At 38.4% G+C, this 24107-nt stretch carries 20 protein-coding genes; 9 read left to right on the forward strand and 11 right to left on the reverse strand.

Annotated elements, in window-relative coordinates:
• Nucleotides 1-81: 81 nt before the first annotated feature.
• The 10 genes from N780_RS04445 to rpmH form a co-directional block, all read right to left on the reverse strand.
• The gene (locus N780_RS04445) at nt 82-924 is read right to left on the reverse strand and encodes a ParB/RepB/Spo0J family partition protein (protein ID WP_036780544.1); all 843 of its coding nucleotides are present in this window, start codon (nt 922-924) and stop codon (nt 82-84) included.
• The gene (locus N780_RS04450) at nt 905-1678 is read right to left on the reverse strand and encodes a ParA family protein (RefSeq protein ID WP_036780548.1); all 774 of its coding nucleotides are present in this window, start codon (nt 1676-1678) and stop codon (nt 905-907) included. Before N780_RS04450 ends, N780_RS04445 begins: the two co-directional genes overlap by 20 nt.
• A 202-nt stretch (nt 1679-1880) precedes the next feature.
• The gene (noc, locus tag N780_RS04460; RefSeq protein WP_036780552.1) at nt 1881-2756 is read right to left on the reverse strand and encodes a nucleoid occlusion protein; all 876 of its coding nucleotides are present in this window, start codon (nt 2754-2756) and stop codon (nt 1881-1883) included.
• 755 nt (nt 2757-3511) lie between these two features.
• Nucleotides 3512-4231, reverse strand: a complete 720-nt coding sequence (gene rsmG / locus N780_RS04465; protein ID WP_036780553.1) for a 16S rRNA (guanine(527)-N(7))-methyltransferase RsmG — start codon at nt 4229-4231, stop codon at nt 3512-3514.
• Nucleotides 4232-4249: 18 nt separating this feature from the next.
• A complete protein-coding gene (mnmG, locus tag N780_RS04470; RefSeq protein WP_036780556.1) occupies nt 4250-6148 on the reverse strand; it encodes a tRNA uridine-5-carboxymethylaminomethyl(34) synthesis enzyme MnmG in 1899 nt (632 codons plus the stop codon).
• Nucleotides 6149-6171: 23 nt separating this feature from the next.
• Nucleotides 6172-7548 carry a tRNA uridine-5-carboxymethylaminomethyl(34) synthesis GTPase MnmE gene (gene mnmE, locus N780_RS04475; protein WP_036780560.1) on the reverse strand — a complete coding sequence of 459 codons (1377 nt, stop codon included), beginning with the start codon at nt 7546-7548 and terminating at the stop codon, nt 6172-6174.
• Nucleotides 7549-7809: 261 nt separating this feature from the next.
• Nucleotides 7810-8556, reverse strand: coding sequence for an RNA-binding cell elongation regulator Jag/EloR (gene jag, locus N780_RS04480; RefSeq protein ID WP_036780562.1), 747 nt, complete (start codon nt 8554-8556; stop codon nt 7810-7812).
• Entirely contained in the window at nt 8557-9321 is a 765-nt protein-coding gene (gene spoIIIJ, locus N780_RS04485) for a YidC family membrane integrase SpoIIIJ (protein WP_036780564.1), read from the reverse strand.
• A gap of 89 nt (nt 9322-9410) precedes the next feature.
• Nucleotides 9411-9764 (reverse strand): ribonuclease P protein component, encoded by a 354-nt coding sequence (gene rnpA, locus N780_RS04490; RefSeq protein ID WP_036780565.1) that lies wholly within the window; start codon nt 9762-9764, stop codon nt 9411-9413.
• Nucleotides 9765-10069: 305 nt separating this feature from the next.
• Nucleotides 10070-10204 carry a 50S ribosomal protein L34 gene (gene rpmH / locus N780_RS04495; protein WP_036780566.1) on the reverse strand — a complete coding sequence of 45 codons (135 nt, stop codon included), beginning with the start codon at nt 10202-10204 and terminating at the stop codon, nt 10070-10072.
• Nucleotides 10205-11070: 866 nt separating this feature from the next.
• Between rpmH and dnaA the strand changes: the two genes are divergently transcribed.
• The 8 genes from dnaA (at nt 11071) to N780_RS04535 (ending at nt 21351) form a co-directional block, all read left to right on the forward strand.
• Nucleotides 11071-12423, forward strand: coding sequence for a chromosomal replication initiator protein DnaA (gene dnaA, locus N780_RS04500; RefSeq protein ID WP_036780568.1), 1353 nt, complete (start codon nt 11071-11073; stop codon nt 12421-12423).
• A 183-nt stretch (nt 12424-12606) separates the two neighbouring features.
• A complete protein-coding gene (gene dnaN, locus N780_RS04505; RefSeq protein ID WP_036780570.1) occupies nt 12607-13749 on the forward strand; it encodes a DNA polymerase III subunit beta in 1143 nt (380 codons plus the stop codon).
• Between the two features lie 113 nt (nt 13750-13862).
• Nucleotides 13863-14084: a S4 domain-containing protein YaaA gene (yaaA, locus tag N780_RS04510; protein WP_036780572.1), complete on the forward strand. Its 222-nt coding sequence runs from the start codon at nt 13863-13865 to the stop codon at nt 14082-14084.
• A 29-nt stretch (nt 14085-14113) separates the two neighbouring features.
• Nucleotides 14114-15232, forward strand: coding sequence for a DNA replication/repair protein RecF (recF, locus tag N780_RS04515; RefSeq protein ID WP_036780580.1), 1119 nt, complete (start codon nt 14114-14116; stop codon nt 15230-15232).
• A 9-nt stretch (nt 15233-15241) separates the two neighbouring features.
• On the forward strand, nt 15242-15514 hold the full coding sequence (remB, locus tag N780_RS04520; protein WP_036780582.1) for an extracellular matrix regulator RemB: 273 nt from the start codon (nt 15242-15244) through the stop codon (nt 15512-15514).
• 56 nt (nt 15515-15570) lie between these two features.
• Nucleotides 15571-17493, forward strand: a complete 1923-nt coding sequence (gene gyrB / locus N780_RS04525) for a DNA topoisomerase (ATP-hydrolyzing) subunit B (protein WP_036780781.1) — start codon at nt 15571-15573, stop codon at nt 17491-17493.
• A 150-nt stretch (nt 17494-17643) separates the two neighbouring features.
• The gene (gene gyrA / locus N780_RS04530; RefSeq protein ID WP_036780584.1) at nt 17644-20184 is read left to right on the forward strand and encodes a DNA gyrase subunit A; all 2541 of its coding nucleotides are present in this window, start codon (nt 17644-17646) and stop codon (nt 20182-20184) included.
• A 78-nt stretch (nt 20185-20262) separates the two neighbouring features.
• The gene (locus N780_RS04535) at nt 20263-21351 is read left to right on the forward strand and encodes an HD-GYP domain-containing protein (protein WP_036780587.1); all 1089 of its coding nucleotides are present in this window, start codon (nt 20263-20265) and stop codon (nt 21349-21351) included.
• Nucleotides 21352-21385: 34 nt separating this feature from the next.
• Here N780_RS04535 and N780_RS04540 read toward each other — a convergent pair whose 3' ends face one another.
• A complete protein-coding gene (locus N780_RS04540) occupies nt 21386-22348 on the reverse strand; it encodes a YaaC family protein (RefSeq protein ID WP_052114885.1) in 963 nt (320 codons plus the stop codon).
• A gap of 136 nt (nt 22349-22484) precedes the next feature.
• Between N780_RS04540 and guaB the strand changes: the two genes are divergently transcribed.
• Complete coding sequence (gene guaB / locus N780_RS04545) at nt 22485-23954, forward strand: IMP dehydrogenase (RefSeq protein ID WP_036780589.1); 1470 nt, start codon at nt 22485-22487, stop codon at nt 23952-23954.
• Nucleotides 23955-24107 lie beyond the last annotated feature (153 nt).

The following is a 24107-nucleotide window of genomic DNA, read 5'->3' on the forward strand; positions in this document are numbered from 1 at the left end:
CATGTGAAACAGTATGATAAAAATCCTCTTAAGATATGAAAAAGCCTGATGCTTGCATAGACAAGCACCAGGTATAAGTCTTTATTCTTCAAAGTAGTGTAAAATTCGATCCAGGTCCTCTTCAGAGAAAAATTCAATTTCAATTTTCCCTTTTCGTTTCCCCTTTTGAATGGTGACCCCTGTTCCTAATCGTTCTTGAAGAAGAGATTCTCTCTCTTGAATAAAGATATCTTTTTTCACTTTTTTCTTTTTATTCTTTTGCATGTTCTTTTCATTTAATTGAATAATGTACTGCTCTACCTGACGTACATTTAATCCTTCTTTACGGATCTTTTCAACGAGCGGTAGGAGTTGATTTTTATCCTTCAATCCTAACAAAGCTCTCCCTTGTCCCATTGAAAGTTCTCCATTATTAATAAGCTCTCCAACAGGTTTAGGAAGCGACAATAGACGAACCAAGTTCGCAATGTGAGGGCGACTTTTCCCCAGGCGCTTAGCTAATTGTTCCTGCGTCAAGTTAAGCTCTTTCATTAAGTTAGAATAGGCTTGTGCTTCTTCAATCGGAGTGAGGTCCTCTCGTTGAAGATTTTCAAGTAAAGCCAATTCCATCATATGTTGTTCGGATAAATCACGGATGACAGCAGGAACAGTATTCAGACCCGCTTCTGTTGCAGCCCTGTACCGTCTTTCCCCCACTACAATGTCATACCCTTTTATACTTTTCCGTACAATAATAGGTTGAAGTATTCCATATTGAAGAATGGATTCTTTCAGTTCTTCAATAGCTTTTGGATCAAAAACCTTTCTTGGCTGATAAGGATTGGGACGACATTCTCTAACAGAAATTTCCTGTACCTTTTCCTCTTCTGTTACTTCCACTGATGGAAAGATGGAGCCTAGGCCCTTACCTAACCCTCTGGCCATTCGTCATCACTTCCTTTGCTAATTCTAAGTAAACTTCAGCCCCACGGGATTTTGGATCGTAAAGAATAATGGGTTGTCCATGACTTGGAGCTTCACCTAAACGAACGTTACGAGGTATAACAGATCCATACACTTTGTCTTGAAAGTACTTTTTAACTTCATCAATAACTTGTATTCCTAAATTGGTACGAGCATCTAGCATTGTAAGTAATACGCCTTCTATCATAAGTTGCTTATTCAAGTGCTTTTGCACAAGGCGCACAGTATTTAACAGCTGACTCAATCCTTCTAGTGCATAATATTCACATTGGACAGGGATTAAAACAGTGTCTGAAGCCGTCAAAGCATTAATCGTTAATAAACCCAAGGATGGAGGACAGTCAATAATGACGTAATCATATTCATCCTTTACTGAGTCTATTGCCTTCTTTAAGCGGACTTCACGTGAAATCGTTGGAACTAGTTCAATTTCTGCACCTGCTAGTTGAATCGTGGCAGGTATAGCGTCTAAATTTTCCACCATCGTAGGAACCTTCACATACTTCGCTTCTAAGTCTTCCACTAGCACATTGTATACACACTGATCCATATCAGCTTTTTCAATACCAACCCCACTTGTTGCATTTCCTTGAGGATCAATATCAACTAATAATACCTTGTGATTCAAATATGCTAAGCATGCACTTAGACTTACAGCTGTAGTGGTCTTCCCCACTCCGCCTTTTTGATTAGCAACGGCGATTACTTTACCCATGATGTCACCTACCTCTAATCTGTCAAATCTTTCATTTTTATTTTATCATCTTTTAACTCTATAAGAAGAAATAAATCAGATAAAACACAAACTACAATTTTTAATCTAGTACTTTGTAGATCCTTTTCTTCTTCTAGAGATAAAGAGTTTAAGTGAAAAAAACCCACCTTATGTGCGTCACAAAAGATGGGGAGTACTAGCATCATGATTGTTTTTTAGGAATCTTAATAGTGATTTGATAGTAATCATCATAATCTTCTTCATCCGTTTCAAGATCAATACCTGTGTCTGAGACCATCGTAAGCGATTGTTTAATTGTGTTCATCGCAATGCGCATATCTTTACTAATCCCTTTTAACTGTGGCTTACGCTTTTGAGGCTTCTGTTCCCCTTCGCGCATCTTCGCTATCTTTTCTTCTGTTTGCTTTACATTAAGGGACTTCTCAATAATTTCTTGTAACAACTGCTCCTGTTTTTCAGGATCTTTCAGTGCGATAAGAGCACGTGCATGCCGTTCTGTTATTTTTTTATCAAGAATGGCTTGTTGAACTACATCTGGAAGCTTCAATAAACGCAATTTATTCGCAATTGTCGATTGGCTTTTTCCAAGCCGCTGTGCTAAAGCCTCCTGCGTTAAGTTATGAATTTCTAATAACTTTGCATAAGCCATTGCCTCTTCAATAACGGTTAACTCTTCTCGTTGTAAATTCTCAATTAGAGCAACGGAAGCGGTTTGTGCTTCATCCATTTCTCTGATAATAGCTGAAACATTCTCCCACCCTAAATGCTGGACAGCTCTCCAACGACGCTCACCAGCTATTAATTCATAACCAGCATCTTCACCTTGCATCTTGCGAACAACAATAGGTTGAATCATACCATGTGTTTGAATGGTCTGAGCCAATTCTTCAATCTTGTCATGGTTGAAGATTGTACGCGGCTGATAGCGATTCGGTTGAATACTTTGCACTGGTAATTGAATAACTTCATCAGGATGATAGTCTTGTCGTTCTTGTTCTTTCTCTTCCGCTTCGGACTTATCCCCTATTCCAAATAAGCGGCTGAATGGGTGTTTCATCCTTTGACACCACCTTTTCTACTTTCACCCTTTATGGGTACCCTTCGTGTTATCATCTAAGGTATGTTTCACGTGAAACAGTAAAAGAAACCATTATAGAAAACATCTCTTTTCGATAGAGATGCGAGGATCCATGTATTGTTCTCTTCTTTTATCCTTGAGAAAGGAAGGATAAAATTTTGAAAGTGCAAAAAAGCGCTGCAGCGGAGGCTGCCGCGCATATAACGTTCATTTGCGATTTTATAGAAGCAGTCTTCTTCTATTATCGTATAATTCTATCTATATTTTAGCACATAATCTATGAAATGAGCAGGGAGAGCTTGAAAATCTTTTCAAATATTCCTATCTCAGAAAGAACTATAGAGCTTCTACTCCTAATCGTAATATGTATATATTCTCCACTTATTGACACAAATCCTTCTAACTCATCAACTCCCTTACATCATTCGATCAAATATAAGATTTTAGTAGGTCATTTATACACCTAGTACATAAGTTTAACGTCTTCAAAGCTTCCACGTTGGTATAAACAAAGTATGAAAATCGTGTCTCAGCATTGAGTTAAACAACAGTTGGAACGAAAGCAATAGAATCATGACACGTTTTCATGAAAGACTTATGATAGATTAACAGAATTCATACCTTCTCTACAAATGAAACCTTTAGTTGAGAATCTGATCAATTGGAATACAAAAAACACATGAGATTCTTAGCCAGAAAACCCATGTGTTTAAAATTTTGTATGCTCTCTTACTTTACTGTGTTAGAGGGCTTTTATTCGGGAGACCCGCTTTACGCGGATATTTCTTTGGTGTTTTACGACGCTTATGATAGATTCCGATATTTCGTTCACTATCCTCTTCAGGTAAATAGAAGGTATGATGCTTTTCTAGTTCAGCACCAAGAAGACTTGTCGCAAAAGCTGCATCTTCTAATTCGTCTTTAAAGGATGCGCCCTTCATTGCAACGAACTTTCCTCCTACTTTTGTAAGAGGCAAACATAATTCGCTTAGAACAGATAATCTTGCTACAGCCCGGGCTGTTACCATATCGTACTGTTCCCTAAACTGTTGGTTCTTGCCAAAGTTTTCAGCGCGATCGTGATAGAAAGCGACGTCATCGAGTTCTAGCTTTGTAGCTAAATGATTTAAAAATGTAATACGCTTCTTCAACGAATCAACAATCGTTACTTTTAGTTGTGGGAAGACAATTTTTAGAGGGAGGCTAGGGAATCCTGCCCCAGCTCCCACATCACAAATGGATAAAGGTTGATCGAAATCTAAATAAAAAGCTGCTGTTATTGAATCGTAAAAGTGCTTCAAATATACACTTTCTTCATCTGTAATAGCCGTTAGATTCATTTTTTCGTTCCACTCAACTAGAGCTTCAAAATAATCATGAAACTGCTTTTCTTGTTTATCATTTAGTTCAATCCCTTGATCCTGTAAAGCTTTAAGAAAGGTTTCTTTGTTCATGACACCGGTCCTTTCTGCTTAGGCTTCATCTCCAGAGACCTTAGCAATTTTTCCTTGTTCTATATAAACAAGTAAGATTGATACATCAGCTGGGTTCACACCAGAGACACGAGAAGCCTGACCTACTGATAAAGGACGAACCTCTTTAAGGCGATCCCTCGCTTCAGAAGCAATACCATGGATATCATCATAATCAATGTCCTCTGGAATCTTCTTATTTTCCATTTTTCTCATACGCTCAATTTGTTGCTCTGATTTTTGGATATAACCCGCATATTTCGTATGAATCTCCACTTGTTCTTCTACTGCTTCAGGAAGATCTTTTTTCTCCTCAAGAAGGCTTGCGACCATTTCATACTTCATTTCTGGTCGTTTGAGTAAATCATACGCATTTACTGCATCTTTAAGAGGTGAGCCACCCGCTTGTTGAATAACCTCTTGAACCTGATCTGTTGCTTTAATCGTAATACCCTTCAGACGTTCAATTTCTTCGTTGATCATACGTTTCTTATCCTGGAAACGAGCATAACGATCTTCAGAAATCATTCCAATTTCATAACCAATGTCCGTAAGACGAAGGTCTGCGTTATCATGACGAAGAATAAGGCGATACTCAGCGCGAGAGGTAAGAAGACGATACGGTTCGTCGGTCCCTTTCGTTACTAAGTCATCAATAAGAACACCGATATAAGCTTGAGAGCGATCTAAAATAACCGGTTCCTTGTCTAGAACTTTAGAAGCTGCATTGATACCTGCCATTAGACCTTGAGCCGCGGCTTCCTCATATCCCGATGTACCGTTTATTTGACCAGCTGTAAACAAACCTTGAACCGCTTTTAATTCGAGCGTTGGCCAAAGCTGGGTTGGGATGACAGAATCATACTCAATCGCATAGCCAGCTCGCATGATTTCAGCTTTTTCTAGACCTGGTACAGTCTCGATCATTTGCTTTTGAACGTTTTCAGGTAGGGAAGTAGACAGACCTTGTACATAAACCTCTTCTGTATTTCTTCCTTCAGGTTCTAAAAAGACCTGGTGACGAGGTTTATCATGGAAACGAACAATTTTATCTTCAACAGAAGGACAGTAACGAGGCCCTGTACCTTTCACCATTCCTGAATACATTGCAGATGAGCTTAAGTTGTCATCAATAATCTTATGAGTAAATTCATTTGTATACGTTAGCCAACAAGGAATTTGATCCATAATATATTCTGTTGTTTCATAGGAGAAGGCACGTGGAACTTCATCCCCCGGCTGGATTTCTGTTTTTGAATAGTCAATTGAATGACTGTTTACACGCATTGGTGTTCCTGTCTTAAAGCGAACCATTTTAATACCAAGTTCTTCAAGTTGAACAGATAAATCTGTAGAAGCACGTTGGTTATTAGGCCCACTCTCATAGGCTAGATCTCCAATGAGTACTTTACTACGCATAAATGTTCCGGTTGTCACGATTACAGAGTCAGCTGTATAGGCGGCTTTCGTCTCTGTTACGACCCCTTTACATACTCCGTCTTCTACCATAAGTTCTTTAACCATTCCCTGACGAATTGTTAGGTTTGGTTCATTCTCAATGACTTTTTTCATTTCTTGAATATATAAATGTTTGTCAGCTTGGGCACGAAGAGCACGCACGGCTGGGCCTTTTCTTGTATTTAATAAACGCATTTGAATATACGTTTTATCAATTACTTTAGCCATTTCTCCGCCTAAGGCATCAATTTCACGAACGACAACCCCTTTTGCCGGGCCTCCAATTGAAGGGTTACAAGGCATAAAGGCGATCATATCTAAATTCAACGTCAACATTAATGTCTTAGCTCCGCGACGGGCAGCCGCTAATCCAGCTTCTACACCTGCATGACCAGCACCAATAACAATAACGTCATAATGTCCTGCATCAAAAGTATTCATGACTCTCTCTCCTTAACTCACTTTTATTTTCCTAAACAAAACTGAGAGAATAACTGATCAATTAAGCTTTCTTGAACCGTATCGCCTACGATTTCACCAAGAAGCTCCCATGTTCGGGTTACATCGATTTGAACCATATCAATCGGCATCCCCGCATTCATTCCATCCATTGCATCCTCTAACGTTTCTTTAGCTTGGTTTAGCAATTGGACGTGACGAACATTCGAAAGGTACGTCATATCACCCGTATCAATATCTCCTTCAAAGAAAATATCTGATATAGATGATTCTAATTGATCAATACCTTGCTCTTCAATTAACGACGTCGATACTATAGGATGATCACCCGCTACTTCGCGCAATTCATCCATGTCTATTTGTTGAGGCAAATCTGTCTTATTTACAATAACAATTACATCCATGCCTTCAACCGCTTCAAATAATTTTTTGTCCTCTTGAGTTATTGTGTCTCCATTATTTAAGACAAGTAAAATTAAGTCGGCTTCTTGTAAAACTTGGCGAGACTTTTCAACACCAATTTTCTCAACTAAGTCTTCTGTTTCACGAATTCCTGCGGTGTCAATTAGACGAAGCGGAACTCCTCTGACGTTTACATACTCCTCAATGACATCACGAGTCGTACCAGGGACTTCTGTAACAATCGCCTTATTCTCGTGAACTAATGCATTCATTAAAGAAGACTTCCCTACGTTTGGACGACCGACGATAGCTGTTCCAAGACCTTCACGAAGTATTTTCCCTTGTTTAGCCGTTCTTAACAGGCGTTCAATTTCTTGGTGAACCTGTCGGGTGTTTTGGATCATTAATTCGTTCGTCATTTCTTCAACGTCATCATATTCTGGATAATCAATATTGACCTCTACTTGGGCTAATACCTCGAGTAGTTCTTGTCTTAATTTCTGAATCAAATGCGATAGACGACCATCCATTTGCTTTAAAGCTACGTTCATAGCGCGATCAGTCTTAGCGCGGATTAAATCCATAACTGCTTCTGCTTGGGATAAATCGATACGACCATTTAAAAAAGCACGTTTAGTAAACTCACCCGGCTCCGCTAAACGGGCACCTTGTGACAAAGTTAACTCTAAAACACGGTTTACAGATACAAGACCACCATGACAGTTGATCTCTACTATATCTTCACGAGTGAACGTTTTAGGAGCACGCATGACAGAAACCATTACTTCTTCTACCATTTCATTCGTTTTAGGGTCTAGCAACTTTCCATAATGAATCGTGTGAGTGTCGACCTCGTTTAAATCTTTACCCTTAAACATTCCGTTTGCTAACGAAACCGCTTCTGGACCACTTAAACGAACTATGGCGATCGCTCCTTCCCCAACGGGGGTTGATATGGCACTTATAGTATCTGTTTCCATGCTCTCACCTCTTTCCTCATCTTAATTATATTTTATCCACAATTGTTTGATTTATATAGTCACTAACTTATTAGATTAGCACATAACACAATTCTTTGAAAAGCTTTTACTTCAAACTATTTGTATGGGCTGTGCGTTATCCACATGTGGATAACGCAAATCTTCTCTTTTTGCTTATTTAATTGTCGTGGAGCCCAACCCACTTGCCAAACTTCAATCACAAGAAATGCCCCCGGTCCTCGACCAGGGGCATCTTTAACGTTATTCAGGTTTTATAACAACATGACGATGCGGTTCTGAACCATCAGAGTAAGTCGAAACTTGTTTGTTATGCTGAAGGGCAGCGTGAATAATTTTTCTCTCATAAGAAGGCATTGACTCAAGCGCAATCTCAGTCTTCGTTCGTACGGCTTTGTCAGCCAAACGAGTTGCTAAACCAGAAAGCGTTTCTTTCCTTCTTTCTCTATATCCTTCGGCATCTACAATCGCCGTTAAATACTGATGACCATCTTTGTTAATGACTAACTGAGCTAATGACTGCAAAGCATTTAGTGTTTGCCCACGCTTCCCAATGAGTAAAGCAATTTTATCCCCTTTGAGCTCAAAAATAACTTCTTTACTCTTTTTCTGAACGGTTACATGGATCGGAGCCCCCATTTGGTTACCGACTTGTTCTAAATACTCCTTCGTTGCCTCAATCGCATCTTCCACATTAGATGTTTTCTTCACGTGTTCTTCCGTTACAGTATAACTTTCACGTTCTTTTGTACTTTCTCTTTGGTCAGCAGGTTCTTCAGTTGGTTCTGGTGCGATTGAAACCGTTTCTTCTTTAGCGGTTACCATCATAACCTTTACAATAGCTTTCTTAGCACCAAACACACCGAAGAATCCTTTTTTACCTTCGTCAATTATTTCTACATTAACTTGGTCCCTCGAGGTGTTTAACTGCTCTAACGCTGAACGGACCGCGTCCTCAACTGTTTGTCCAGTAGCAGTTACTTGTCTCACTTACTTCGCTCCCTCTGTTTCTGTATCCTTCATCATTGGCTTACGAATAAAAACAGTTTGTGCAATCATAAATAAGTTACCTACTACCCAGTAAAGTGCTAGTGCTGCTGGGAAGTTTAATGCAAAAATACCAATCATAACCGGCATAATGTATAGCATCATTTTCATCTGTGGATTTTGATCCATTGTCCCAGCCATCATTAACTTTTGCTGAATAAATGTAGTTGCAGCTGCGACGAGTGGCATAATGAAGAATGGATCTGGTGCACCTAATTCAAACCAAAGGAAACTATGTGTTTCAATTTCCTGCGTACGAACAATTGCATGATAAAACGCAATTAAAATCGGCATTTGTAAAAGAATCGGGAAACAACCAGCTAGTGGGTTTACCCCATTTTTCTGGAACAATTGCATTGTTTCTTGTTGTAGCTGTTGCTGAGTTTTCTGATCTTTTGAGCTATACTTTTGTCTTAGCTCTTGTAATTGTGGTTGTATTTCCTGCATAGCTTTAGAGCTCTTTAACTGTTTAACGTTTAACGGCAACAGAATCAAGCGAATGATCAGTGTTACGACTACAATAGATAAACCGTAGCTTTCACTAAACAAGCCTGCGAAATACTTAATTAACAACGACAGTGGATATACGAAATACTCATTCCAAAATCCTGTACTTTCAGATGTAATGTTTTGATCAATTTGCGTACATCCCGATAGTACAACAAGAAGTCCTGTCAGCGTTAATAAAAAAAGGACCTTCTTTCGCAACGTTTCTTCCTCCTTATTATCCCAAACGGTAATATTCCAGTAATACATGTATTCTATCATTAGTGACTGGCAAGCTTCTATATCAAATCTTAAGCTTTTACTGATTTCGCTAAAAGATTTGTTTTCTTTAAAACGTGAGACAAACTTTTCTTGATCTCTTGGAAGTTCATTTGATTTGTTGGCTTTCTAGCAATGACAACTATATCGTAATTCTGCTCCATTCGTGGCTCAAGTTCAAGAAAGGCTTGTCTCAAGTAACGCTTTATTTGATTTCTCATGACCGCGTTTCCGATCTTTTTGCTTACTGAAAGGCCAATTCGGAAGTGAGGTTGTTCCTCTTTTTTTACGTAGTAGAGCACCAGTTGTCTATTAGCAAATGAAGAACCCTTTTTAAAAACATGTTGAAATTCTTCATTTTTTTTAATGCGATATTGTTTCTTCATAATTTCATCCTCACTCTTAAAAAAAAGCGTAGTACTCCTTAGGAAGCACCAGTTTCCAAACGTTAAGATATACAAAGTAGCTATTCAACCAGTCGACCATCAATAGTCGTTCCTACTTTTATCCTCAACATAAAAAACGTATTCCCCCTGCTTACAGCATATCCCCTACAGAAAAAAGTTATATCATACGAAACAGCATTTTCTTAAAGAAATATTAGATCAGCGCCACTATAGATGGCTTAGTGAGGAATACGTTTTATTTACGTTCAAACTAGAAAAAAGACCACTGACATATGTTCAGTGGCCTATGCAGATAATGTTTTTCTACCTTTGCGACGACGGCGCGCTAGTACTTTACGTCCGTTAGCAGAACTCATACGATTACGGAAGCCGTGCACTTTTTTACGTTTACGGTTATTTGGTTGAAATGTACGTTTCATTGTATAGACACCTCCCTGAGGATTGAATAAATTCAAAAACTAAAAAGACAGTCCAATTCATTATAAGAAGGATAGGCATAAAAAGTCAACTTTCTTTTTAGGTTTCTAACGAATAGCTTCAATTGTTAGAACGCATAATCTAGTCATGGCACCTTGAATGACCATTATGAACTTCTCGTATTTTTTTCATTCTCACTTCATAAGAATAATTTAGGAGCAATTTTCCCCGAGGTATTCAACTTCATTCAAATCTATCCCCCTTACTCAAGAACTTTTTTATAAATCCCACGTTTAAATCTCTCGATCCAGCCAAGAAGGTAAGCTATTTCTCTCACGTTAAATAAAGTGTTTAATCAGGGCATTATTTTCTGTACACTTTGTCTGTGAATAACTCAAAAACCGATTTTCGACTATCCACACCAATTATCGACAAGTTAATCACAAAATATAGTGTTGTGGATAAAAATTATCTACAAGCAGTAGACAATGTGGATAACCAACCAAAAACCATTGCAACAGCGGGATTTATTTGGTATTATATTTGTGTTTTAGTAATGAACAACCTAACACACCAAATATTCTTTTCCACAGGTTGTGGATAAGGTGTGGACATCTATTCACAACGGTGTGCATTTACTTATCAACAATATTGTGGATTGTGCTTATAAGTTTAATGGAGACTGTTATAGTAACAGTTGTGCTTCCACAGAATTATAAGTCCTTAAGATTGCACAAAAGTTGTACAACCCACCTCCGGATCTCCTTTCTTCTATGTTTTATTTACTAAGAAAGGTAGGATACGTGAGGTTTTTTGTTTCATAGACTCTTCTTTACTATTTTTTTATGCTCGAAAGGGGTGAAATTTGTTGGAAAATATCAACGAGCTTTGGGATAATACGCTCACGAAAATAGAGGAAAAAATAAGTAAACCCAGCTTTGAGACATGGCTGAAAAGTACAAAAGCAGACTCTCTTAAAGATGATACGCTCATCATCGTAGCTCCCAATGAATTTGCTAGAGATTGGCTCGAAAGCCGCTACTCTAAGTTAATATCTGATGCTTTATTTGAAGTTACAGGGGCTCAACTGCAAACGAAATTTATTATTCCGGAGGCGAAAGACGTTACTCCTGATGACGTAAAACCCGCAATGAAACAAGTACAAAATATGCAGCAAAATGAGCAAGAGGAATCTCCTCAAAGTATGCTCAATTCTAAATATACATTTGATACTTTCGTTATTGGTTCAGGAAATCGCTTCGCCCATGCAGCCTCACTAGCTGTAGCAGAAGCGCCAGCTAAAGCATATAATCCGCTGTTTATTTATGGGGGTGTGGGGTTAGGGAAGACTCACTTAATGCATGCTATCGGACATTATGTACTTGATCATAACCCTTCCGCCAAAGTCGTTTATCTATCTTCAGAGAAATTTACAAATGAATTTATTAATTCTATTAGAGACAATAAAGCAGTTAACTTTCGCAACAAATATCGTAATGTAGACGTGCTACTAATTGATGATATTCAATTCCTAGCTGGAAAAGAACAAACGCAAGAGGAATTCTTCCACACTTTTAATACACTTCACGAAGAAAACAAACAAATTGTCATTTCTAGTGACCGACCACCTAAAGAGATTCCAACTTTAGAGGACCGCTTACGTTCTCGATTTGAATGGGGACTCATTACTGATATTACTCCGCCAGATTTAGAAACGCGTATAGCTATTTTACGAAAAAAGGCCAAAGCAGAAGGTCTAGATATCCCAAATGAGGTAATGCTTTATATTGCTAATCAAATTGATACTAATATTCGAGAATTAGAAGGAGCTCTCATACGTGTTGTAGCGTACTCTTCTCTGATCAATCGTGATATTGATGCCTCTTTAGCAGCTGAAGCTTTAAAAGACATTATCCCGAGTTCTAAGCCAAAGGTCATTACTATCCAGGCTATTCAGGAAGTTGTAGCTGAAAAGTATAGTATTAAACTTGATGACTTTGCAGCTAAAAAACGAACCAAAACAATAGCTTATCCAAGACAGATTGCCATGTATCTTTCAAGAGAAATGACCGATTATTCCTTGCCGAAAATTGGGGAAGAGTTTGGAGGACGTGATCATACGACCGTAATTCATGCTCATGAGAAAATATCTAAGATGCTAAGTCAGGATCAGCAATTACAAAAAGACTTAGAAGAGTTAAAAGAAACATTAAAATCGTAAAATGAGCTGTGGATAGCCATATAAGTTATCCTTAAAGTTACACACATTCTATCCACATGTGGACATCCTTGATATCATAGGGTTACTATCACTTATGCACATATTCACAGCCCTTACGACTACTACGACCTTTTTTATAATATAAATATAACTAATGGAATTCCATTTAGGAGGATTTGATTCATGAGATTTACAATACAACGCGATCAATTAATGAATAGCGTCCAAGATGTTATGAAAGCCATCTCTTCTAGAACCACTATTCCTATTCTTACAGGAATGAAAGTAGAAGCGACAGAATACGGAGTTAAACTGACCGGAAGTGACTCTGATGTAACCATTGAGTCCTTTATTCCAGTAGAGGAAGATGGGATCGTGCTAGTTGAAAACATCGAACCTGGTAGCATTGTTTTACAAGCTAAGTATTTCCCGGATATCGTTAAAAAGTTACCTCAACAAACGGTTGAAATAGAAGTAGATGATCACTTTAACGTAAACATCCGATCAGGTAGTGCAGAATTTCACTTAAATGGCCAAGACGCAGAAGAATACCCGCACTTACCACAAATTCAAACGAACCAAAGTTTTGAAGTCCCTATCGATTTACTTAAAGACTTAATTCGACAAACCGTCTTTGCAGTGTCCACCTCAGAAACACGCCCCATCTTGACAGGTGTAAACATGAAGGTGGAAAGTGATGACCTATACTTTATTGCTACCGACAGCCATCGTCTTGCATCAAGAAAAATCCCAATGGGTGGAAATGTTCAGCCATTATCATTTGAGAATGTTGTAATCCCTGGTAAGAGTTTGACAGAACTTAATAAAATTCTTGATGATTCTCAAGAAACCATTGAAATTAGCGTTACAGAAAATCAAATTTTATTCCGTACAAAGCATCTTTATTTCCTTTCACGCTTATTAGATGGCAATTATCCTGAAACATCTCGTTTAATTCCAGATGAAGTAAAAACAACGGTTTATATCGATACCAAAGAGCTGCTTCAATCCATTGACCGTGCTTCATTACTAGCCAAGGAAAATCGCAATAGTGTTGTTAAACTTACAACAAAAGAAAATAATCGAGTGGAAATTACAAGTAATTCTCCTGAAGTCGGTAACGTTGTAGAAGAAGTAACAGCTGAATCTCTAGAAGGGGAGGATCTTAAAATTTCCTTCAGTGCAAAGTATATGATGGATGCATTAAAAGTGGTTGATTGTGAAAAAGTAAATATTCAATTTACTGGAGCCATGCGACCATTCTTAATCCGTCCTAATGAGAATGATCAAATATTGCAATTGATTTTACCTGTTAGAACGTACTAAGTTATTATGATTCTAGAAATAAAAAGCAAGGGATGTCATCCCTTGCTTTTCTTATGGACAAATCTTTAGTAAAATAGGTAGAAGGTCAAGTCTGGAATTAGGGTGAAAAATACATGTATGAAAATATTGAAATAGAAACTGATATGATTCCTTTAGGTAAATTTTTACAGATTGCAAACGTCATTGAAACCGGTGGAATGGCAAAATGGTTCTTGTCTGAGTACCCAGTTTTTGTTAATGGGGAAAGGGAAGATCGTCGTGGTAAAAAATTATCTTTTGGAGATCTTGTAGAAGTTGAAGGTGTAGGTACCTTTAAGGTTGTATCAGAATCTTAATTTCCCAATTAAGTTGAAGGGGACTCCCTATGCATTTAGAACAACTAACTTTAAAACACTACCGTAACTACGAGCATTTAGATATAACGTTCGATGATAAGGTTAACGTTATTATTGGTGAGAATGCTCAAGGTAAAACAAATCTTATGGAAGCTATATACGTTTTGGCTTTTGCGAAATCCCATAGAACTCCTCGGGATAAAGAACTTATCATGTGGGACCAAGAATATGCTAAAATTAAGGGGAGTGTGTTTAAGCGAAAGCGGCACTTTCCTTTGGAAATTGTAACGTCCACAAAAGGGAAAAAAGCAAAGCTTAACCACCTTGAGCAAAAACGTTTAAGCGATTATATAGGCGCATTAAATATTGTCATGTTTGCACCTGAAGATCTAAACCTTGTAAAAGGAAATCCTCAGGTTCGTCGTCGTTTTATAGACATGGAAATTGGACAGATTCAGCCTGCTTATATTTATCACTTGGGACAGTATCAAAAGATTTTAAAGCAACGAAATCATTTATTGAAGGAATACCAGCGCAAACAAAAACCTGATTTAACCATGTTGCGAATCTTAACTGACCAACTTATAGAGCACGCTGCAACGATTGTTCAAAGACGATTTAAGTTTTTAGGTCTCCTCAGAGATTGGGCCATGCCAATACATGAAGGAATTAGTCGACAGCTAGAAAAGCTTGAAATTGAGTATAATCCTACAGCTGAAGTATCAAAAGATATGGATTTGTCTATGCTTGTAAGGGTATTCCAAGATAAATTTCAAGAAATTGAAAAGCGGGAATTAGAGCGCGGTACTACTTTAATTGGTCCGCATCGTGATGATTTAATTTTCTATGTAAATGGTAAAGACGTCCAAACATATGGTTCTCAAGGTCAGCAACGTACAACAGCTCTTTCTTTAAAACTGGCTGAAATTGAGTTGATCCATAGTGAAGTTGGAGAATATCCCATTTTGCTGTTAGATGATGTATTAAGTGAATTAGATGATTATAGACAATCCCATCTATTGCATACCATTCAAGGAAAAGTCCAAACGTTTGTATCAACAACGAGCGTGGATGGCATTGAGCACGAAACTTTACGAAAAGCGGACGTTTTTTACGTTCAAGAAGGTAGCGTTACTAGGCCGAATTGAGGTGGAACTTTGTTTATTCATATTGGTGAAGATCATGTCATTGAATCAGGAGACGTTATATCCATTATTGACTATGAGCTGCTTACTTCGTCTTCAATCGTTGAAGAAATGATTCAAAATCAGCGACTCAACCAGAGAGTGTTTGAATCTCCAAATGCAGAGGCAAAGTCAATTGTCATAACTAAAGACTATATTTACTTTAGTCCACTCTCTGTATTTACTCTCAAAAAGCGTGCCAACATGACTTCAACATTGAACAAAATCGAAGACTTTGCAGAATGATTCATGGGAACGAAAGAATATAACCTAGGGAAAGAAATGTAGGTGAATGACTGATGATGGAAGAAAATCTACCAAACCAACAAGCGTATGATGAGAGTCAGATTCAGGTGCTTGAAGGATTAGAAGCGGTTCGTAAGCGTCCAGGAATGTATATTGGTTCAACGAATGAAAAAGGACTTCATCACCTTGTTTGGGAAATTGTTGATAACAGTATTGATGAAGCGCTAGCTGGGTATTGCGATCACATCACTGTTACAATTGAGAAAGATAATAGTATTACCGTAACTGATAATGGACGTGGAATTCCTGTTGGTATGCATAAAAAAGCCAATCGTCCAGCAGTAGAGGTAATATTAACGGTACTGCACGCAGGAGGTAAATTCGGCGGTGGCGGTTATAAAGTTTCAGGTGGTCTTCATGGTGTTGGTGCATCTGTAGTAAATGCCTTGTCTAGCAGTTTGGAAGTATATGTGCACTTAGATGGCAAGATTCACTACCAACAGTATCGTCGTGGTGTCCCACAAGAAGATCTTAAAGTCATTGGTGAAACAGATGTAACAGGTACACGTATTCACTTTATGCCTGACGACGAGATTTTCACTGAAACGAAAGAATATAACTTTGATACGTTAGCTAACCGTCTTCGTGAGTTAGCGTTTTTAAATAAAGGGATTCGCATTACGATTGATGATAAACGTAATGAAGAACAAGAGGCGAAAGATTTTCTTTACGAAGGTGGAATTGTTTCATATGTGGAGCATTTAAACCGTACACGTGAAGGTCTGCACGAGCCTTTCTATGTTGAGAATGAAAGTGAAGACATCAGTGTAGAAGTAGCCCTCCAGTACAACGATGGCTTTGTAAGTAATATTTATTCCTTTGCTAATAACATCAACACCTATGAAGGTGGTACGCATGAATCTGGTTTTAAAACGGCTCTTACAAGGGCTATAAACGACTATGCTCGTCGAAACCAGATGTTTAAAGAGAATGATCCAAACCTGACTGGTGATGATGTTCGTGAAGGCCTTACAGCTATTATTTCCATTAAACACCCAGATCCTCAATTTGAGGGACAAACAAAGACAAAGTTAGGAAATAGCGAAGCTCGTACCGTGACGGATAATATCTTCAATGAGTACTTCTCTAAGTTTTTATTTGAAAACCCTGACTCAGCGAAGATGATTGTTGAAAAGGGATTGATGGCTTCAAGAGCACGTTCTGCTGCCAAGAAGGCACGTGAATTAACAAGACGTAAAAGTGCATTAGAAGTATCTAACTTACCTGGTAAATTAGCTGACTGTTCTTCTAAAGATGCAAAGATTAGTGAGTTGTATGTGGTAGAGGGTGACTCAGCAGGAGGATCTGCTAAGCAAGGGCGAGATCGACATTACCAAGCCATTCTTCCTCTACGAGGTAAAATTATTAACGTTGAAAAAGCTCGGTTAGATAAAATCTTATCTAACAATGAGGTTCGTTCCATTATTACAGCGCTAGGTACTGGTATCGGAGAAGAATTCGATATTTCTAAAGCAAGATACCATAAGATTGTCATTATGACAGATGCAGATGTTGATGGTGCTCACATCCGAACACTGCTCCTGACATTCTTCTATCGTTACATGCGTCCATTGCTTGAATACGGATATATTTATATCGCTCAACCACCTTTATATAAAATTCAGCAAGGGAAAGCTATTCATTATGCCTTTAATGATAAAGAGATGGAAGCCACATTGTCTCAGTTATCTAAGCAGCCCAAGCCTAGCTTACAACGCTACAAGGGTCTGGGTGAGATGAACTCTGAACAATTGTGGGAGACGACAATGGATCCTGAAACGCGTACAATGCTTCAGGTTAGCTTGCAAGACGCAATGGAAGCTGATGAAGTATTCGAGATTTTAATGGGAGATAAAGTAGAACCTCGTCGTAACTTTATTCAAGATAATGCCCAGTACGTGAAGAATTTAGACGTTTAAAATAAATAGCAGCTCAGAGAACACATACAAGCCGAACCCTTTTTATGGTGGTTCGGCTTGTAAGCTTAAGCATGAAATATGAGAACAAATTGAATCAACTCCAAGAGACATGAAAGGTCTCTTTTTCCTCATTGAATAGGAGGTATCACGATGGCGGATCAACAACGCCCGAACGTAAAAGAAATCAATATTAGCCAAGAGATGCGTACATCCTTTATGGATTATGCTATGAGTGTTATTGTTTCCCGTGCTTTACCAGACGTAAGAGATGGATTAAAGCCAGTACACCGACGTATTTTATATGCAATGCATGACTTAGGTATGCATGCAGATAAAGCATATAAGAAGTCTGCGCGTATTGTAGGGGATGTTATTGGTAAGTACCACCCACATGGTGACTCTGCCGTATATGACTCTATGGTCCGTATGGCACAAGATTTTAACTACCGCGCCATGTTAGTGGATGGTCATGGTAACTTTGGTTCTGTTGATGGAGATGCAGCAGCAGCTATGCGTTATACAGAAGCAAGAATGTCAAAGATCTCAATGGAGCTTTTGCGAGATATTAATAAAGATACCATTGATTACGCTGATAACTATGACGGGACAGAAAAGGAACCTATTGTGCTTCCTGCTCGTTTCCCTAACCTGCTTGTGAACGGTGCAAGTGGTATTGCTGTTGGGATGGCTACAAATATTCCTCCTCACCACTTAGGTGAAGTGATTGATGGTGTATTAGCAGTGAGTCACAATAGCGAAATTACTATTGATGAGCTTATGTCAGAACATATTTTCGGACCTGACTTTCCTACTTCTGGTCAGATTTTAGGAAGAAGTGGAATTAGAAAAGCTTATGAAACAGGAAAAGGTTCTATTACCATTCGAGCGAAAGTAGATATCGAAGAAATGAAGAACGGCAAATCCCGTCTTCTGGTCTCAGAAATTCCTTTCCAGGTCAATAAAGCTAAGCTAGTAGAAAAAGTAGCAGAATTAGTACGAGACAAAAAAATTGATGGAATTACAGATCTACGAGATGAATCTGACCGTGAAGGTATGCGTGTTGTGATCGAACTTCGTAAAGATGTAAATCCAAACGTGGTTTTAAATAACTTATATAAACAAACTGCGCTTCAAACATCCTTTGGAATCAATATGCTTGCATTAGTAGATGGACAACCTAAAGTATTAAATCTAAAGCAATGCTTAGAGCATTACTTAGAACATCAAAAGGTCGTCATCCGTCGCCGTACAGAGTATGAGTTGCGTAAAGCAGAAGCACGTGCCCATATTTTAGAGGGTCTTCGCATTGCACTTGATCATATTGACGAGATAATTGCTTTAATTCGCGAGTCTCAAACAACTGATATTGCACGTGAAAATCTAATGACGAACTTTGAGCTTTCTGAAAAGCAGGCTCAGGCGATCTTAGACATGCGTTTGCAACGCCTAACTGGATTAGAGCGCGATAAGATTGAAAAAGAATATGAAGAACTTGTGCAGCTGATTGCTGAGCTGAAAGCCATTTTAGCTGATAACGAAAAGGTTCTTGAGATTATACGAGAAGAATTAATAGAAGTAAAAGAACGCTTCACTGATGAACGCCGTACTGAGATTATAGCGGGAGGAACAGACTTTATCGAAGATGAGGACTTAATTCCCGAAGAAACAGTCATTGTCACATTGACTCACCAAGGGTATATTAAACGCCTTCCTGCAACTACGTATCGTTCTCAAAGACGTGGCGGACGTGGAGTTCAAAGTATGGGCACTAACGAAAATGATTTCGTGGAGCACCTCCTTTCAACTTCAACACATAATACGCTACTGTTCTTCTCAAATAAAGGGAAGGTCTACCGGGCGAAAGGGTATGAAGTACCTGAATTCAGTCGGACAGCTAAGGGAATCCCAATCATCAACATGTTAGAAATTGAAAAAGATGAGTGGATTAATGCTGTTATTTCCGTCGAAGACTTTGCGGACGATTGGTATTTATTCTTCACTACTAAACAAGGAATATCTAAGCGTACCACTCTATCTGCTTTTGCTAATATTCGTCGTGGTGGACTAATTGCCTTGAATTTAAGAGAAGACGACGAGCTCATATCAGTTCGTATGACTGATGGTGATAAACACATTATGATTGGTACCAAAGGCGGTTACCTCATTCGCTTCCCAGAAGAAGATGTACGTACTATGGGACGTACAGCGGCCGGAGTTAAGGGTATTTCCTTACGAGAAGATGATGAAGTTGTTTCAATGGAAATCATTGAAGACGGTCTTCAAGTCCTTAACGTAACGACTAAAGGTTTCGGAAAACGAACACCAGCTGACGAGTATCGTATTACAGGACGCGGTGGTAAAGGTATTCGTACTTGTAATATTACAGAGAAAAATGGAGAAGTTGTAGCTGTTAAGGCTGTGACGGGAGAAGAAGACGTTATGATTATCACAGAAGCAGGTGTGTTAATTAGAATGGCTGTAGAAAGCATCTCTCAGACAGGACGTAACACTCAAGGCGTACGTCTTATTCGCCTTCAAGAGGGAGAAGAGGTAGCAACAGTAGCTCGTATTCAAACTGAAGCTCATGAAGATCCACTTGAAGAGGATAGTGAACAAGCCGAAGCTATAGACCAACTATCAACTGAGCAAGAAGAAATCATCGAAGAAAATCCAACATCAGAAGAAGAGTAGTAAAAGAAAAGGAGATGTACAAACATCTCCTTTTTCTTACATTAAACACTTTAAATGTCCGAATTGGAGGGGAAAAGCATGCGTGTACACCCTGGACAGCTAATTCCTGGTTGTATTGTGATGAGTAATGTTATGGGAAAAACAAATAGTCCAATTGTATCGAAGAATACTGTTGTGAAGCCTATCCATATTACAATTTTACATAAGTTTTTAATTGAAGAAGTGGAGGTGGGGCAGAAACTGTCAAATGGAAGCCCCTTCTTACCCAAAAAGGTTCAAGAAGAGCCTGAAGGAGATGTGACGGTTCAAGAACTAGAACGAACTGATTTTAGAGATCAGTACTTGTATGCAGTGCAATCCTATAAGAAAATGTTTCAACAATGGCAAGCGGGGCTCGGAATCGATATAAGTGCTGTTCGACGAGTCATTGTACCCCTAATTGAACAAGTTTCCCAACATAAAAACGAAGTTTACTCCTTACATCATTATACGAGCAAGCATGACTATTTTTATCATCACGGTGTTGCTGTAGCTTTATTATCAGCTCTGATTGCTGAGCAGCTTCAGTACTCAAAAGGAGAACAAATTCAAGTTGGAATAGCTGGGTTTTTAAGTGACTGTGGTATGTCTAAAATTGATGAGAAGATCACATTAAAAAAAGGGCCACTAACTTCTTATGAATACAATGAAATAAAAAAGCATCCAACGTACTCTTATAGATTAGTTGAAAAGGTACCTGCTTTAAAAAATGAGGTTAGGCTGGGTGTATTGCAACATCATGAGCGATTAGATGGAAGCGGATACCCTTTGGGGATATCAAGTAACAAGTTACATAAATTCGGTAAGATTATTGCTGTAGCAGATCTCTACCATGCGATGACATCTGAAAGAGTTTACCGATCCAAGCAATCGCCTTTTAAGGTTTTAGAGGAATTATTACAACAACAGTTTGGAAAATTTGATCCTACTGTCATTCAAAAGCTTGTACAAAGTATGACAAGTTTATCTTCGGGGATGAAAGTGCGGTTATCTAATAATCAAATTGCTGAGATTGTTTTTATAGAGTCCAAGCACCCCACAAGACCTATGGTTCGCTTACATCATAGCGATGAAATTATTCACTTGAAATACCACCGAGATCTTTATATCGAAGAAATTATATCATAGGTAAACGTCACCCAATCTTTTGTGTTGGGTGACGTTAATTTTTAGTTACATGAGAAGCGAGGAAGTCAGCTATTAACCACGGTATTTTAGTTTTGCTAATCTCTAAAAAAGTACGGATGTAAACGAGATCTTCACTTGTGTATGAATGAAGAATGTCCCCCCACCATTCTGTTTCGTAGCGAGAGAGCATACTCAGGTTATATAGAACTAAGTAATGAGATAACAGTTCAGGCAATGGGTATTGTAATGAACGTTGATTAGGAATAAACAATTGTTCATCCTCATGGTTAACGTATAGATAAGGATGGTGAATAGTAGAAATAGAAGATGTTAAAAAGACCTTGATAGAACTTTGTTCTATTTTTATTTCTTCACACTCTGGAAGAATCGAATGTATATGCTGTTTGAAATAATTCTCACTCCAATGATAATCGTCAAGGATCGTCATAGGTATTGTGAGTACTTTATCTCCTCTATGACCTATTGTATATCCATTAGAGGGAGTATCTAGAAAACCGTAGATCTCCTTCATCTCTGGGATCCTTTTAAGGAGCTCTTCCATAGTTATTTTTTCTTTAGGAAAATGTTCCATGTGAAACATATGCTCTGAAACGTATGAAAATAGACCTTTATTCTGTATTTTCACTTCGTCTTGTAGAAATGAATAATTTTGCTTTTTTCTCTTTCTACTTGTAACGCCGTGAGCTAGTACACTTGTTGATTCAGGATAATCTGGGCGCTTTGTTAAGATTGCTGCTTTAATAAATTGGGCCATCCCATAAAAATAAAGAATAGGCTGGACCGACAACGGGGACTGTTCCGCCTGTTTATAAAAGGTCTGCCCATGTTCTAAGTAATAGATGAGCCGATATGTATTATCATAGCTCTTACGTTCAGCGTCCACATCGAGACTTTCATAACATTTATGTAAGTATTGCTGTGACAGCGGAGAGGATTGAAGTTTTGTGTAAATGGACAGAATATTTCGGATATTCATATTGAAGGCCTCACTTTCTTAAAAACAGTTGAAAATCCCCTTTTAATAACGTATTGTAATCTACAATATATTAACTTATAGTTTATAGTTTGTCCTAATGAGCAGAAAACATGAATACTTGTCAGGAGGGTAATCAATGCGTGAAGATAAGTTTGCTAAAGAAAGTTTGACGTTTGATGATGTACTATTAATTCCAGGGAGATCTGATGTTCTTCCGAGAAATGTTGAAGTGAAAACGGAATTGTCCTCCACCTTGAAGCTTAACATACCACTTATGAGTGCAGGTATGGATACAGTGACAGAAGCAGAGATGGCGATTGCGATGGCCCGACAAGGTGGCATTGGGGTTATTCACAAGAATATGTCCATTGAAGAACAAGCTGAACAGGTTGATCGTGTAAAGAGAAGTGAAAGTGGTGTTATTTCAAACCCCTTCTTTCTAACACCAGAACACCAGGTTTATGATGCTGAGCATTTAATGGGGAAATATCGTATATCAGGTGTTCCGATTGTGAATAACGAACATGATCAACAATTAACAGGAATTATTACAAACAGAGATCTCCGATTTATCCAAGATTACTCTATCCAAATCTCCGAAGTTATGACAAGTGATAACCTTGTTACAGCTCCAGTCGGTACAACTTTAGACGAAGCAGAAAAGATTCTTCAAACATATAAAATAGAAAAACTTCCTCTAGTAGATGAGAACCATGTATTAAAGGGACTAATTACAATCAAAGACATTGAAAAGGTAATAGAGTTTCCAAACTCAGCTAAAGATGAATATGGCCGGTTATTAGCAGGTGCTGCAGTGGGAGTAACTGCAGATGGTGATACACGTATACAGAAACTTGTTGATGCTGGAGTAGATATGATTGTAATTGATACAGCGCACGGTCACTCTCAAGGTGTTATAGATCAAGTAGCTTCAGTTCGAAAACTTTATCCTAACCTAAACATTGTTGCAGGAAATGTAGGGACTCAAGAAGCCACTCGTGATTTAATTGAAGCAGGAGCAAACATTATTAAAGTCGGAATTGGTCCTGGTTCAATTTGCACAACACGTGTAGTTGCCGGTGTAGGTGTTCCGCAGATCTCAGCTGTATATGAATGTGCACTAGAAGCTAAACAATACGGTGTGCCAGTCATTGCAGATGGAGGCATTAAGTACTCAGGAGACATAGCTAAAGCTCTTGCTGCTGGTGCACATGCTGTTATGATTGGAAGTATGTTTGCTGGTGTATCTGAGTCCCCTGGAGAAACAGTCATCTTCCAAGGACGTCAATTTAAAGTTTATCGTGGCATGGGATCAGTAGATGCTATGAAGTCAGGATCTAAAGATCGCTACTTCCAAGAATCCTCAGAGGCCAATAAATTAGTACCTGAAGGCATAGAAGGTCGAGTACCATATAAGGGTCCATTGGCTGACACAGTTCACCAATTAATCGGTGGTTTACGCTCAAGCATGGGTTACTGTGGAACTGCTGATTTAACAGCATTCCGCCAAAATACTCGTTTCACTCGAATTACCAATGCAGGGTTACGCGAAAGCCACCCTCATGATGTACAGATTACAAAAGAAGCTCCCAATTACTCTGTCTGATAAAGTCTTAGAAAATAGTAATAAAGAGCATGTAACTACTGAAGCTCAGATTATATTAATCTGAGCTTCAGTCTTTTAATAGGCTCTAGTTTTGTAGATGTAGGAAAGAATATTCATAAAAAAAATTAACCATAGGATAAGACAGATTAGAGC

This window comes from Pontibacillus chungwhensis BH030062 (assembly GCF_000770675.1).
GTDB classification, from domain to species: domain Bacteria; phylum Bacillota; class Bacilli; order Bacillales; family BH030062; genus Pontibacillus; species Pontibacillus chungwhensis.

Bases quoted from the DNA above. Each gene is read 5' to 3' on its own strand.
- N780_RS04445 (WP_036780544.1), bottom strand. From the start codon at position 924: ATGGCCAGAGGGTTAGGTAAGGGCCTAGGCTCCATCTTTCCATCAGTG.
- N780_RS04450 (WP_036780548.1), bottom strand. From the start codon at position 1,678: ATGGGTAAAGTAATCGCCGTTGCTAATCAAAAAGGCGGAGTGGGGAAG.
- noc (WP_036780552.1), bottom strand. From the start codon at position 2,756: ATGAAACACCCATTCAGCCGCTTATTTGGAATAGGGGATAAGTCCGAA.
- rsmG (WP_036780553.1), bottom strand. From the start codon at position 4,231: ATGAACAAAGAAACCTTTCTTAAAGCTTTACAGGATCAAGGGATTGAA.
- mnmG (WP_036780556.1), bottom strand. From the start codon at position 6,148: ATGAATACTTTTGATGCAGGACATTATGACGTTATTGTTATTGGTGCT.
- mnmE (WP_036780560.1), bottom strand. From the start codon at position 7,548: ATGGAAACAGATACTATAAGTGCCATATCAACCCCCGTTGGGGAAGGA.
- rnpA (WP_036780565.1), bottom strand. From the start codon at position 9,764: ATGAAGAAACAATATCGCATTAAAAAAAATGAAGAATTTCAACATGTT.
- rpmH (WP_036780566.1), bottom strand. From the start codon at position 10,204: ATGAAACGTACATTTCAACCAAATAACCGTAAACGTAAAAAAGTGCAC.
- dnaN (WP_036780570.1), top strand. From the start codon at position 12,607: ATGAGATTTACAATACAACGCGATCAATTAATGAATAGCGTCCAAGAT.
- yaaA (WP_036780572.1), top strand. From the start codon at position 13,863: ATGTATGAAAATATTGAAATAGAAACTGATATGATTCCTTTAGGTAAA.
- recF (WP_036780580.1), top strand. From the start codon at position 14,114: ATGCATTTAGAACAACTAACTTTAAAACACTACCGTAACTACGAGCAT.
- gyrB (WP_036780781.1), top strand. From the start codon at position 15,571: ATGGAAGAAAATCTACCAAACCAACAAGCGTATGATGAGAGTCAGATT.
- gyrA (WP_036780584.1), top strand. From the start codon at position 17,644: ATGGCGGATCAACAACGCCCGAACGTAAAAGAAATCAATATTAGCCAA.
- N780_RS04535 (WP_036780587.1), top strand. From the start codon at position 20,263: ATGCGTGTACACCCTGGACAGCTAATTCCTGGTTGTATTGTGATGAGT.
- N780_RS04540 (WP_052114885.1), bottom strand. From the start codon at position 22,348: ATGAATATCCGAAATATTCTGTCCATTTACACAAAACTTCAATCCTCT.
- guaB (WP_036780589.1), top strand. From the start codon at position 22,485: ATGCGTGAAGATAAGTTTGCTAAAGAAAGTTTGACGTTTGATGATGTA.